We start from the raw sequence: 13,710 nt of genomic DNA, 5'->3' as shown, positions 1-13,710 counted from the left end.
GCTAAAACTCAAACTGATAGAGCAGATCAAGTGCCTGGTCTACGCCGGACACTGCTTCCAGATATAGCTTAGGCATCAGGCGATAGCGTAGCGTGAGTGTTGCCAGTGAGTCAAAGATACCCACACCGTATTTTACCTGCAGACCCGGCAGTACATAGCCACTGACCACCACCTGCGAGGAGTCACCCACGCCCTGGGTGTCCAGCGCCAGATTGCTTACGCCGAACGTCTCGCCGATTTTACCCACAACCTGCCCACTTTGTGCAACCCCCAGGCCGACTAACATTGAGGTCATCGCCGCACTGTCGCTCTGACCGCTGTCCAGACCCTGTCCACGCAGCAGGTAAGAGAGGGCTTCCTGCTGCGACATCGCCGGGTCAGAGAAGATCTCCGCCTTCGGTTCGTCGGCAGAGCCGGTGACGCGTACGCCTGCAATGACGTCGTTTTCCGTCGCTTCAGGGTTACGAATCGCTTCGATGTTCAACAGAGGCTGATCCGGTGGACCGGAGAACAGCAGCTCGCCCTTACGCACAATCAGATCCTGACCATAGGCATGGAAACGCCCTTCAGGAATATTGATCTGCCCGTTCAGGCCAAGCCCTTGTTTATCCTGGGCCACTTTCAGATCGCCCGTGAGCCTCGCCTTCAGCCCAAACGCATCCAACCGCACGTTATTCCCCACGTGTACGATAAGGTTACTATTAATCGGTATGCCAGCGCTCTTCTGTTCGACAGGTTTCAGATTTTCATTGAGCATAACTTCATCACTTGAGACACCGACGGCGCTTTCCGGAACCTCGTGAACCACAATACGCGCCCACGGCACGTCGACGCGCCCGTCCAGGGTGAAGAGGCTTGGCGTCGCCTCAAAGACCACATCCGGCGAGACATCCAGGCGCACCATTGGCGGTACGGTAATGCGCACCTTGCTGCCTTTGGCCGCGATGCGGGCACGCCAGTTATCGAGCTGGCTCCAGTCCGCGTCACCGCTCAGGTTGATTTGCCCCTGCTGCGTTAACACCGAACCGCTCAGGGTCGAGCTCATGCCGTTGAAGTTCATCGCAATCTGGCTGGGCTGCATATCAAACGGCATAAAGTTGCCGTCGATGTCCACGCCGCTGAGGCGCATCTGACCGAATAGCTGCGGGCTTTGCGCGTTGCCGCCCAGACGCAGGTTGGCGTTCAGCATACCCTCGGCTTTCTCCCCGCGGGCGAATATCGGGTTCACCATCGCCAGGTTGAAGTTACGGATATTGACGTTGCCGCCCAGATTACGCCGTCCTTGCGGATCGGTAATTTGTACCTGTCCGTCAAGCTGACCGTTGTTAGTAAGACGGATCAGCCACCCCAGCTCAGCACGGTTGTTATGCAGGTCTGCGCTCAGGTTGAGGGTATCGAATGCCACCGGGAGCGACGCATCATTCACCTCCTGCGTCACCTTCACGTTACGGCCCGAAAGCGTGACGCTACCCTGCGGCAGCCCCTCTTTGGTCGTATCCCAGGCGACATCGGCTTTCCCGCTGAAGACGCCGCTGGCCTGCGTGGTGTCCGGCATAAACGGTTTCAGCATCGCCAGATCAAAGCGGTTGAGGTTTACCTGCGCGTGCCCTGCCGCGCCCGCATCGATGGTCTGCGGCACGCACAGCTCTGCATTCGGGTTGATCCAGCAGTGCGGCCCAATAGCGATCTTTTGTTCAGCATTACGGTAGTCCAGCGAGAGAGAACGTGACAACGCCAGCGGCCCCACCGGCGTGTTGAAACGGGTATTGTCCAGCGTCCCTTTCCAGCGCTCCGCTTTGCGGTCGAAGCTGCCGGTCAGGTGAAGCTGCCCGGAAACCGGCTCACCCTGCACGCGTAGCTGGAGGTCATGCTGTTTTTCGTTCCCTTTGGCGTCCAGGGTGACCAGGTTAATGTTCACGTCCGGCTGAGAAATGCGCTCCACGCGCAGGTTCAGGTTACCGCCGATCTGATCGGTGGATTTCACATCTCCTTCCACGCGGACGCGAGCAACGCTCAGTTCCTGCCAGCGCAGATTATTGGCGGTGATATCCGCAAGGAGCTGTGGCGCGTCGACCGTACCGCGCACTTTCACTAACCCTTTCGCCGTTCCGCCCAGGCCCGGCAGGGCGTTATCCAGGTTCGGCGCGTCGATGGTGGCATCAAGATTGAGATCTTTTACCCCCAGCTCGCCTTTGATATCCGCCGTGTTGCGCCCCAGCGCGACGTGCAGACCCGGGATCACCCACTGCAGGTAGCTGTTGCCTTTCACCGAGCCTTCAACATTCACTTTGTTCTGCTTCACGTTACCGGTGAGCTTGATCTCCGGCACGTCCATCTGCCACGTACCGCCGTACAGGCTACCGCGCGTTTTGATCAGCCCGTCCAGCTTCGACGGCCAGTCCGGCACCTCTTTGGCGGTGTTGATACCCGTCAGCTTCAGTTCGCCCCGCCAGCTGATCGCCTGCTGCCAGTCGAGCAGCGCGGTCAGCTCCGTTTTCCCTTCCAGCGCCGCGACGGTCAGCTTGTCGAGGTTGACCTGTTGTTCGTTGCCCTTCGCATCCAGCGTGATGTTCGCGGGCGGTACGCCCTGCCCCTTCACCGCCGTGTGGAACGAGAGCGTGTAGTCAGTCATCTTGCCGCTCAGCTTCAGCTTCAGGTCATCGGCCTGGAACTGTTTTTCGCCGGTGAACGGCCAGTAAAGCTGCTTGCTGACGACCTCAAGATTGAGCGGCAGCCCGGCTTCAGCCAGCTGAGTCTGCGCGCGCAGAACCATGTCCACCGGGCCGGAGAGATTGACCCCGACGTCCAGCTTATCGCGCAGCGCCCCACCCACTTTGACCTTCACTTTTTCGCCCTTCAGCGGGTCGATGTTGAGCGCGCTGTTCAGCGTGATATCCACCGGCCAGTTGTCGCGCAGCAGGGCGTTACCAGACGCATTCACCGACCCCTTGTTGGTGTCGATATCCAGCGCGTCGAGCTTCATGTTGCCGTCAATGCTGCTGACTTTCAGCAGCATGTTGTAGACGGTCAGGTCGGTATCGCCGGTCAGGCGTAGCTGCTCACCTTTGAACTCCTCAATATTGAGGTTCAGCGGCAGATGAACGTCAGTCATTTCCGGCAGAACAGGCTTCGAGAAGAGATCCTTCAGCGTTTCACCCAGCGGCTTTTCTTCCGGCTGCGGATTCTGGATCTTCGGCTCGACGATCTCTTCCTGCGCCACCTCGGCCACTTTCGGCAGCGCGATCAGCAAGCCCTGCAGTGAGGTTGGCGTCAGGGTCAGGTTTTTCTCCTGCCAGCGCAGGCCGGAGGTGAAATCCATGACGGAAACGGTGGTGTCGTCGATTTTAATATTGACGTTATCGAGCGCCACCCGATAGAGCGCAATCGGGTACGGCGTGGAGAGATTCAGCGGGCCGCTATCCTCTTCTTCCACCGACGCAGACGGCGGCATTTTCTTCGAATCTATCGCCACGTTAACGTCTTTTAGCGACAGATCGTTAACGCACAGCTTGCTGTCACGCAGACAGCCCAGCTTCACCGCGAGGTGAAATTCCCCGGCATTTACCGCCACGCCCGGCTGCTCATAGCGGATATTCTTCAGACGCAGGTCGCGCCAGCCGCCGGTCACCTGACCTATCTCCAGCCCCGGCACCCAGCGGTTCGCCGCGTTAAACAGCAGATGCAGCCCGGTCGTCGTCCCCACCAGAAACGCCACCGTACCGAGCAGCAGCACGATAAAAATCAGCACCCCGAGGCTTATTTTCTTCCATAAACTCATAATTCAGGCCCCAGACCGATGTAAAACTGTAATCCATGTTCTTCTTTGTCGCCGACCGGAACGGCGAAATCAAGCTTGATGGGCCCGACCGGTGACTGCCAGCGCACGCCTACACCTGCGCCAGTTTTAAAGTCGCTGCGGCGGATATCGCTCACCGCCTCGCCGCCATCAACGAACATGGCACCCCACCATTTTCCGCTGACGTTGTACTGGTACTCCAGCGAGCCAGTGGCCAGCTTGGAGGCCCCGATCAGCTTGCCGTCATCGTCTTTAGGCGCGATAGATTTGTATTTGTAGCCGCGGATGCTGCGGTCGCCCCCGGCGAAGAAACGCAGGTCCGGCGGGACTTTGTCGAAATCGCCGGTTTCAATCCAGCCGAGGTTGCCGCGCATGACAAAGCGGTGTTTGTCATACAGCGTGCGGATCCAGACGTTTTGCGCCTGAATCACCGAGAAATCCACGTCAGAACCCCACATCGTGTTGGAGTAATCGATGGAGTAACGCTGGGAATCCCCCCAGGTTGGCATCAGGCCGCCGCGCGAGCGGGTGCGGCTGATCATCACCCCAGGATAGAGGAGCATGGTGGTGTTGGTGACGTTGGCCTGGGTAAAGTGGTCCAGGCTCCAGCGCAGGTTAATGGCGCGCTGCCAGCCGCTGGAGAGATCCCAGTAGCGGGATACCGCAAGCGTGGTGGAATCGGACTCTGTATCGTTCAGGTCGGTGCGCTTAAAGCCCCCCTGGACAAGATAGTACTGCTCAAGCGGATTTTTCAGCAGCGGCATTTTATAGCTGAAATCAAGCTGCTGCTCCGGTGCAGAGATACTGGCGCTGGTCGTCAGGCTGTGGCCGTATGAGTTCATCCACGGCTTTTTCCAGGTGGCCTTCACGCGCGGGCCGACGTCGGTCGAATAGCCAACACCGGTCTCAATGGTGTTCTCGGTGCGCGGCGAGACAACGCCATGCAGCGGCAACACCTTGGTTTTGCGAGACTTATCAAATTCCGGCGCGACAACCACCGAGTTAAACCAGCCGGTGGCGGAGAGACGACGGTTTAGCTCCGCCAGGTCGCTCGACTGGTAGTAGTCGCCTTTTTTAAACGGCACGAGGTTTTGCAGGTACTCTTCACGAATTTGCGAACCTTCAAACGTCACGTCGCCAAAGCGGTAGCGCTCCCCGCTGTCGTAGTCGATGTCCCAGAAGGCCTGGCGTCGCGCCAGCGCGATGCCCAGCTGGCTTTTGTTGAACTGGCTGTCAAAGTAGCCCTTACGCAGGGAAACGCTCGTCAGCTCTTTTTTGAAATGGTCGTAATCGCCATGGTTAAGCACGGTGCCGATTTTCGGCCGCGTGCTGAGCAGATCCAGGTAATCCCGGTCGGTACGCGCCCCGCCGCGCAGGACGACGTTCGTGCCACCAATCCGTACCGGCTCCCCCGCCGAGACGCGGGCAATAAGCACCTGACGCCCCTTCTTTGGCGGCGGACGGAGATCGAAATCAATGGTGGGTTCGTAATAACCCAGCGCTTTCAGCCCTTCACGGATCGCGTCATCCACGCGCGCGCGAAAACGCCGGTCCGGCGTCACCTCATCACTCTCGATGGTCGACAGCTGCGCACGCACGTTTTTTTCCAGCGCCCCGGAAAGCCCCTCAACCTGCAAACGGACATTCGCCGCGCTGGCAACCCCGCTTGTCAGCAACACACTGACCAAACATAACTGGCGGATTTTTGTCACGTTTTCTCCTGAATATCCCTGTTTCCACCCTGGAAGCAAATGCAGTGCCGCTCCGCGGCAAAATACGGCCTGTTAGCCAAAAACCCACATCACGGGTTGAAAATGGGTGTAACACCCAAATATTTCTTATGATTAAATCTAGACTCATTCAGCGCATTTATTGTGTTCAATTAAACGCGTCGTGACAACCTTAACCGAAACATCGCACCCCGGGAGGCCCCATCGTGAGTTTATTCGACAAAAAGCATCTGGTTTCACAAGCTGATGCATTACCGGGACGCAACACCCCTATGCCTGTGGCGACCTTACACGCCGTGAATGGCCATTCGATGACTAACGTGCCGGATGGAATGGAGATCGCCCTGTTCGCCATGGGCTGCTTCTGGGGCGTTGAGCGCCTCTTCTGGCAGCTGCCCGGCGTATACAGCACCGCTGCTGGCTACACCGGCGGCTACACGCCTAACCCAACCTACCGCGAAGTCTGCTCCGGCGAGACCGGCCATGCGGAAGCGGTTCGCGTGGTGTACGACCCTGCGGTGATTCGCTACGAGCAGCTTCTGCAGGTTTTCTGGGAAAACCACGATCCGGCGCAGGGTATGCGTCAGGGCAACGACCACGGCACACAGTACCGCTCGGCCATTTATCCGCTCACGCCTGAGCAGGATGCTGCCGCCCGCGCCAGCCTTGAGCGTTTCCAGCAGGCCATGCGGGAAGCGGGCGATACGCGTGACGTGACAACCGAAATCACCACCGCGAAACCGTTCTACTATGCCGAGGACGATCATCAGCAGTACCTGCACAAAAACCCGTACGGCTACTGCGGTATCGGAGGCATCGGCGTCTGCCTGCCGCCTCAGCTGGCCTGATCACCGTTCCAGCGCCACGCGAGCCGCGTGGCGCGTTGCATTACAGACCGAGCCGTAATCCATCACTTTTCCCTGCAACAGCAGGTTAAAGACCGGCGCCTGCGGTCGGTTAAGCCGCGTTTGCAGCAGGTGAACGGCTTCAATCCCCAGCTCCCGACAGGGCACCGTCACGCCCGTGACCGGTTTTTCCAGACGGTGCGCCAGGTTCCATGCAAAATCGGTCGTTATCAGTGAAATATCTTCCGGAACGCGCAGCCCGTGTCGGGTTAACGCCCTGACCACCCCTTCCACCATGCTGGTGCTGTTCGGGAAAATCACCTCCGGCCACTGCGATCTATCATGGCTCATCAGCCACGCATCCAGAGCCCGCTCAGCCTCTTCGGCGGTAAACCACTCCGTCACGAGCAAATCACGCTGGGGATCAAAGCCCACGTGAAAATGGCGGTACGCCTCTTTAATGCCGTCCAGACGCGCGTAAAGCGTTTCTCGCCGCAGGCAGGTGAGCGTGAGCACACGCCGATGTCCCTGCTCAAAAAGATACTGCATGGCGGTAAACCCAATCGCCCGGTGATCGGGTGACACGGCATCAAGCTCCCGATCCCGGTCAACGGAATTAATTAACACGCAGGGCTTATTTAACGTGCTCGCCAGTTTAAATATGATGGAATCATCAGTCCCAATAATAATTATCGCGTTAATATTCTTCTGACTGGCCTTTTCCATAAATAATTTCACGTCGGCGTGCTGTTCTTCTAATCCACAGCAGCTCACCCACACATTGTGCCGCGCGCAGGCTTCAGTAATCCCTTTTGTGACTTCCAGATAAAAAATATCGCCACGTCCCTGAAAGGTTCTTTCTGGCGCAAAAACAGCGATACCGTTAATTAACAGTCTGCCGCTCGCCATGGACTCCAGTACGCCTAATTCTCTGGCAGTACGAACGATCGCCTCCCGGGCTTTATCGCTGGTATACGATTTGCCGCTTAATACCCGAGATACCGTACTGACGGAATAGCCCGTCAGGGCCGCAATCTCCTCCATTTTTAACCTGCCCGGCATAGTGTGACCTCGCTCTCATTCAGTTTTTGCAAATATTTGCAGAAACAGCCTTTTGATTTTAAAACCAAATTTCAGAAAGCCTGGAGATTACTTAATCACCTTGCGAGTATTCTCACAAAAACACATTGTCGCTGCGGCTCGCCTTTCCTATTTTCCGGTCATCACTTCTTTTCAACAGAAATTAAGGTGTGACATGGAGAAGGTACGTTTTGGCATTATTGGAATAGGTAATATCGGCACGGTCCACGCGTGCTATTTACTGGCGGGTACGGTCAGCGACGCGTGCCTGACGGCGGTTTGCGATAATGCACCGGAAAAGCACCCGGCCATTCGCCAGCTGGTCGGCAATCTCCCCGTGTTCAGTGACGCCCAGGAGATGATCCAGAGCGGGCTTATCGACGCGGTGATTGTCGCGACGCCGCACTACGAGCATCCGCGCCTGTCGATGCTGGCGATGCGCAACGGCATTCACACCCTGTGTGAAAAACCGGCGGGGGTATACACGGCGCAGGTGCAGGAGATGAACACCTGCGCCCGGGACTGCGACGTGGTGTTTGGCATCATGTACAACCAACGCCCGAACCCGCTCTATCAGAAGGTAAAAGACCTTATCGACAGCGGTGAGCTGGGCGAGATCCGCCGCTCCAACTGGATCATCACCAACTGGTATCGCTCGCAGAGCTACTACAACTCCAGCGGCTGGCGCGCCACCTGGAAAGGGGAAGGTGGCGGCGTCTTGCTCAACCAGGATCCGCATCAGCTCGATCTCTGGCAGTGGCTGGTCGGCATGCCGGTCCGTCTGCGCGCGTTTTGCCAGTTCGGCAAACATCGCGATATCGAAGTGGAAGACGAGGTCACCGCCTATGCGGAGTACGCCAATGGCGCGACGGGCGTGTTTATCACTACCGTCGCGGAAACACCGGGGACCAACCGCCTGGAAATCGTTGGCGACCGCGGCAAGGTGGTCGTCGAAGAGGGGAAACTGCGCTACTGGCGGTTACGTGAATCCGAAACCGCCTTCAACGCCCGCTGGCAAAACGGTTTTGGTGAACCCGAATGCTGGGAGGTCTCCATCCCCGTCGCCCCGGAATGCAGCGAACATCACGTTATTACCGCCAATTTCTCGGCCGCCATTTTGCGCGGCGAGCCGCTGATCGCCCCGGGTCTGGAAGGGATCCGCGGGCTTACGCTTTCCAACGCCATGCACCTCTCCACCTGGACAGACGACTGGGTCGACCTGCCGCTCAATGAGAAACAGTATCTGCGCCTGCTTCAGCAGCGTATTAGCACCTCAGTGGCTAAAGAGACCGCCAGCATCACGCTGGACGCCTCTGGCACCTGGTAACAGCGGAGAAACACGATGTTAAATGTCGCTATCGTGGGAACAGGGAATATCTCGCATAACCATATTCAGGGCTATTTGCAGTTTGGTCAGCGTTGCCGGATCGTCGCGCTGGTCGATATCTACCCGGAAAAAGCCCACGAGAAAAAAGCACGCTACGGCCTGACGGATGCCCGCGTGTACGCAAGCCACCAGCAGATGCTGGCGTCAGAGCCCGATGTGGATATCGTCGATGTCTGTACGCCGCCCTATGTTCACGCGGAGATCAGCATTGATGCCCTGCGCGCGGGGTGCCATGTGCTGTGCGAAAAACCGATGGCCGCCTCGCTGGAAGAGTGCGACGCGATGATCGCCACACAGCAGGCCAGCGGTAAAACGCTCTCCATCATCGCTCAGAACCGCTTTACCGATGCTTTCTGGCGCTTAAAAGCCGCACTGGATTCCGGCCTCGCGGGAAAAATCTGCCATGCGCAGGTGGATTCGTTCTGGTGGCGCGGACACTGCTATTACGATCTGTGGTGGCGTGGCACCTGGGAAAAAGAGGGAGGTGGCTGCACGCTTAACCACGCGGTACATCATATCGACGCCATCCAGTGGATGCTCGGCTTCCCGTCGGAGGTCGTGGCAATGATGACCAACGTGGCGCACGACAATGCCGAGGTGGAAGACCTCAGCGCCGCGATCTTCAAATACCCGAACGGCGCGCTCACGCAGCTTACCGCCTCGGTGGTGCACCACGGGGAAGATCAGAAAATCATCATTCAGGGCGATAAAGCGCGTATCTCCGCGCCGTGGCAGGCCTTTGCCAGCGTCAGCGCCGATAACGGCTTCCCACAGGAAAGCCACGATCTGCCGCGAGAAGCGCAACTCAACGCGGTTTTTCACGACACCCGCAAACTCGAATGGACGCTACACAACGGGCAGATTAACGACCTGCTTTATGCCATTGAGCACGGCACGGCACCGTTAGTGGATGGTCTGCAGGGCAAGCGTTCCCTCGAACTGATTACCGCAATTTATAAATCAGCCATTACCCGCACCGTCGTCCCGCTGCCGATTCAGCGCGATGACCCGTTTTACCGTACCGGCGGGACGAACGCCCTCGCCCCCCGTTTTTATGAGAAGTCCGCAAGCGTGGCCAACTTCAGCGAAGTCGGTGCCATCCCCCTGGGAAAAGATCTGGATCGAGGAATGTCATCATGAACAAGAAAGACGGAATGAACTACGCCCCGGTAGGTAAACCGCAGCCGGTTGTCCGAGAAGGTGAATTTGTTTTTGCCGCTGCCGCACTCGACCACGGTCATATTTACGGCATGTGCAACGGCCTGATTGAAGCCGGCGCCACGCTGAAATGGGTGTACGACCCCGATCCGGCGAAGGTGGATAAATTCATCCAGCAATATCCGCAGGCCCACGTGGCGGCGTCGCTGGACGTGATACTCAACGACGACGAGGTGCGCCTGGTGGCGGGTGCCGCCATCCCGTCCGGGCGCTGTGCACTGGGGCTGAAAGCGATGGCCGCGGGTAAGGACTATTTCACGGATAAAGCGCCGCTCACCACCCTTGAACAGCTGGCCGATGCCAAAGCAATGGTGGCGCAAACCGGGAAGAAATACGCGGTGTATTACAGCGAGCGTCTGCACGTAGAGAGCGCGGTCTTTGCCGGACAGCTGGTGCAGCAGGGCGCGATTGGCCGCGTCGTGCAAACCCTGGGAACCGGTCCGCACCGGGAAGGGAGCGGTCGTCCGGAGTGGTTCTACGATCGTCGCGACTTCGGCGGCATTCTCTGCGACATCGGCAGCCACCAGATTGAGCAGTTCCTTTTTTATACCGGCAACAGCGACGCCTCGGTGGTGGCAAGCCAGGTTCGCAACGTTAAACACCCGCAGTATCCCGCCTTCGAAGATTTCGGCGACGCGATGCTGAAAGGGGAAAACGGTGCCAGCGGCTATTTCCGCTGCGACTGGTTTACGCCAGACGGGCTGTCAACGTGGGGCGACGGTCGTCTGACCCTGCTCGGCACCGAAGGCTATATCGAAATCCGCAAATATGTCGATTTAACCCGCGGCGAGCAGGATGTGGTTTACCTGGTGAACAAGGAGGGAGAATTCCGTTATCCCGTCGCCGGGCAGGTCGGGTTCCCGTTCTTTGGTGAACTGATCCTCGACTGCCTGCACCGGACCGAAAACGCCATGACGCAGGCGCACGCCTTCAAGGCGGCGGAGCTTTGCGTAAAGGCTCAGATGCTGGCCAACGCGACGGCATAACGGGAGGCAACGATGACGATCCTGAACACAGCGGTTATCGGTGCCGGCGCGATTCACCGCTGCCATGTGAATGCATTACGCCAGATCCCCAACGTCGCGCTGCGCGCGCTGGTGGATATCGACAGCGTTAAAGGACTGACGCTGGCGATGGCCTATCAGTGCCGTTTTTATCAGGATTACCGGGAAATGCTGCTGGATGATGCCATCGACGTGGTCCATATCTGTACGCCGCATTTCGAGCATAAACGTATGATTCTGGCGGCGCTCGCCGCCGGGAAGCATGTGTTCTGCGAAAAACCGGTGGGGATGAACAGCAGTGAGCTCGGCGATATCGTCCAGGCCGTCGAGCAGGCGCCGGGCCTGCTCGGCGTTTGCTATCAGAACCGGCTCAATCCCACCAGCCTGCGCATCCGACAGGAGTTAAGCGAGGGCGAGCTGGGGAAGATGCTCGGCATGAAAGCGGTGCTGACGTGGTCGCGGTCGGGCGCCTATTACACCGAAAGTCCGTGGCGTGGACGGCTGGCAACGGAAGGCGGCAGTCTGCTGATCAACCAGGCGATCCATACCCTCGACCTGATGCAGTGGTTCGCCGGCGGGGTCACGCGCCTGAAAGGCGTGGTGGAGAGCGGTGAGCTGGCGGACGTAACCGAAGGGGAGGACAGCGCAATGGCGACGCTGCACTTTGCTAACGGCGCGCGTGGCCTGTTTTATGCCAGCAACTGCAATACCACGGATTCCCCCCTCTGGCTTGAGATCCATTGCGAACGGGGTTCGCTGCTGCTCAATGACAACGTGCTCTGGCGCATTACCCCGGGCGAACGTCGCAAGCTGGCAACCGATGATTCTCCTGACGGCTCGGTCAAAAGCTACTGGGGGCTGGGACACCAGCAGGCGATCCGCCGTTTTTATCATGCCATTCATCACCCGGAAACGGACTACACCGATATCCATGCTGCCGGGAAATCACTCACCCTTGTGGAGGCCCTTTATCGCTCATCTCAATTAAGAAAATGGATAGATATCAATAATTAGAACGTAATGTGTCGTCCAGCAGTAAATAAAAAAACGACCTGAAACACAGGTTAATCATTACCCTACACTGGATATTATTATGGTCAAACCAACTGAACGTAGAGTTGGTTACGGCGTAGCGCTTGGCTACGGCGTAACCGATCTGTTTGGCGGGGGCGCTTTTGCCATTATCGGCACCTGGCTGCTCTTTTTTTACACCACCTATTGCGGACTCTCAGTGATTGAAGCGGGTTCAATATTCGCCATTGCCCGCGTTATTGACGCACTCCTCAGCCCCATTATGGGATACGTCACCGATAATTTCGGTGATACCTGGCTCGGACGTAAATTTGGCCGCCGCCGCTTCTTTTTATTACTCAGCTCACCGCTCATGTTTTTGTATGCCCTGCTGTGGATGACGGACATGGGCTACTGGTACTATCTGGGCACCTATCTCTCGATTGAACTGCTGTCGGCGATGGTGCTGGTCCCGTGGGAAACGCTGGCAGCGGAAATGACAAACCGCTATGAAGAGCGTAGCCGCCTTTCCGGCGTGCGCATGATCTGCTCTCAGCTCGGGGGATTTCTTGCGGTTTCCGTCCCCGGCGTCATTATGCAGTTCACGGGTAAAGATAATCCGTTTACCTATACCCTTACCGGGCTGATATTTTCCTGCGTATTTTGCATTGCGGTATTTATTACCTGGTACACCACCTGGGAAGCCAAAGATGTGCAGCAGGAGTCCGATTTTAAAGTGGATAACCAGCGCACCAGCGGGATACTCAATCACCTGAAATATCTGGTTCTGGATCTCTTTTCTTCATTCCGCATTCGCGCGTTCCGGCTGCATATCATTATTTATATCTTTTCGTTTACGGCGATGGACGTATTCGGTTCGGTCTTTACCTATTATGTCGTGTATTGCCTGAGCCAGGATGCGGCGGCGGTATCTGGCTGGCTGAGCATTGCGGCCTTCGCCTCGGTGCCAGGCACGTACGGGTTTATGCTGTTGCTGAACCGGCTGAATGTGACTCCATCCGCCGCGCTCCGCCTCTCCTACGGCTGTATTTTCTGCGTGCTGGTATTCCTGTTTACGGTCTACCTTACCGAAACGCAGGTGCCGACGCTGCTGTTCTCGGCGGTCTTTATCTTGCTGGGTGCCGCCCGCTCCGGCCTTTACTACATTCCGTGGAATATCTACAGCTTCATTCCGGATATCGACGAGATGGTGACGCAGCAGCGCCGCGAAGGGATTTTTGCCGGTGTGATGGTCCTGACCCGCAAAAGTACCGTGGCTATTGCCATCATGATTATTGGTCTGGTGCTGCAGGAGTCCGGTTTCGTGAAAGGCAGTGGCGCACAACCGGAAAGCGCGCTGGGGGCCATTATCGGCCTGATGATTTTCGCCACCGCGGCGCTTCTGGCGGTGAGTTTCTTCACTACCTACAAGTTTAAGCTCACCCGCGAGACGCATAAGTTGCTCCTCAAGGAGATTGCCCGGCGGAAACTGGGCGGAGATTACCGCGACTGCGACGCCAGGACTCGGGTGATCATCAAGCAGTTAACCGGATACGAGTATGACCAGGTGTGGGGAGGCGACGCCACACGACAGACGGTGGGAAGCGCCCAATTATCTCCCGTGAAATAACCGCGCAGA

9 protein-coding genes are annotated in these 13,710 nt (G+C 57.5%); 6 read left to right on the top strand and 3 right to left on the bottom strand.

The annotated features are described in order from the left end of the window. Position 1 precedes the first annotated feature (1 nt). Both tamB and tamA read right to left on the bottom strand, forming a co-directional pair. Positions 2-3,778, bottom strand: a complete 3,777-nt coding sequence (gene tamB, locus ACMGGM_RS15605) for an autotransporter assembly complex protein TamB (protein ID WP_248235084.1) — start codon at positions 3,776-3,778, stop codon at positions 2-4. Then, positions 3,775-5,508: an autotransporter assembly complex protein TamA gene (tamA, locus tag ACMGGM_RS15600; RefSeq protein WP_014882265.1), complete on the bottom strand. Its 1,734-nt coding sequence runs from the start codon at positions 5,506-5,508 to the stop codon at positions 3,775-3,777. Before tamA ends, tamB begins: the two co-directional genes overlap by 4 nt. 224 nt (positions 5,509-5,732) lie before the next feature. On the opposite strand from tamA, the gene msrA reads away from it, so the two are divergent. Continuing rightward, entirely contained in the window at positions 5,733-6,374 is a 642-nt protein-coding gene (msrA, locus tag ACMGGM_RS15595; RefSeq protein ID WP_023336688.1) for a peptide-methionine (S)-S-oxide reductase MsrA, read from the top strand. Here msrA and ACMGGM_RS15590 read toward each other — a convergent pair whose 3' ends face one another. Beyond that, the gene (locus tag ACMGGM_RS15590) at positions 6,375-7,433 is read right to left on the bottom strand and encodes a LacI family DNA-binding transcriptional regulator (protein ID WP_176260914.1); all 1,059 of its coding nucleotides are present in this window, start codon (positions 7,431-7,433) and stop codon (positions 6,375-6,377) included. A 193-nt stretch (positions 7,434-7,626) separates the two neighbouring features. On the opposite strand from ACMGGM_RS15590, the gene ACMGGM_RS15585 reads away from it, so the two are divergent. The 5 genes from ACMGGM_RS15585 (at position 7,627) to ACMGGM_RS15565 (ending at position 13,701) form a co-directional block, all read left to right on the top strand. Then, positions 7,627-8,778 (top strand): Gfo/Idh/MocA family protein, encoded by a 1,152-nt coding sequence (locus ACMGGM_RS15585; protein WP_248228037.1) that lies wholly within the window; start codon positions 7,627-7,629, stop codon positions 8,776-8,778. A gap of 15 nt (positions 8,779-8,793) precedes the next feature. Next, entirely contained in the window at positions 8,794-9,978 is a 1,185-nt protein-coding gene (locus ACMGGM_RS15580; protein WP_023338948.1) for a Gfo/Idh/MocA family protein, read from the top strand. Further along, on the top strand, positions 9,975-11,042 hold the full coding sequence (locus ACMGGM_RS15575) for a Gfo/Idh/MocA family protein (protein ID WP_023336687.1): 1,068 nt from the start codon (positions 9,975-9,977) through the stop codon (positions 11,040-11,042). Before ACMGGM_RS15580 ends, ACMGGM_RS15575 begins: the two co-directional genes overlap by 4 nt. 12 nt (positions 11,043-11,054) lie before the next feature. Next, positions 11,055-12,074 (top strand): Gfo/Idh/MocA family protein, encoded by a 1,020-nt coding sequence (locus tag ACMGGM_RS15570; protein ID WP_023338947.1) that lies wholly within the window; start codon positions 11,055-11,057, stop codon positions 12,072-12,074. Positions 12,075-12,153: 79 nt separating this feature from the next. Next, entirely contained in the window at positions 12,154-13,701 is a 1,548-nt protein-coding gene (locus ACMGGM_RS15565; RefSeq protein ID WP_023338946.1) for an MFS transporter, read from the top strand. The last annotated feature ends 9 nt before the right edge of the window (positions 13,702-13,710 follow it).

It is taken from the genome of Enterobacter sp. BNK-14, assembly GCF_047456095.1.
Taxonomy (GTDB): domain Bacteria; phylum Pseudomonadota; class Gammaproteobacteria; order Enterobacterales; family Enterobacteriaceae; genus Enterobacter; species Enterobacter kobei.
Note: the sequence above shows the minus strand (reverse complement) of the source record. Positions and strands in the feature narration are given on the sequence as shown.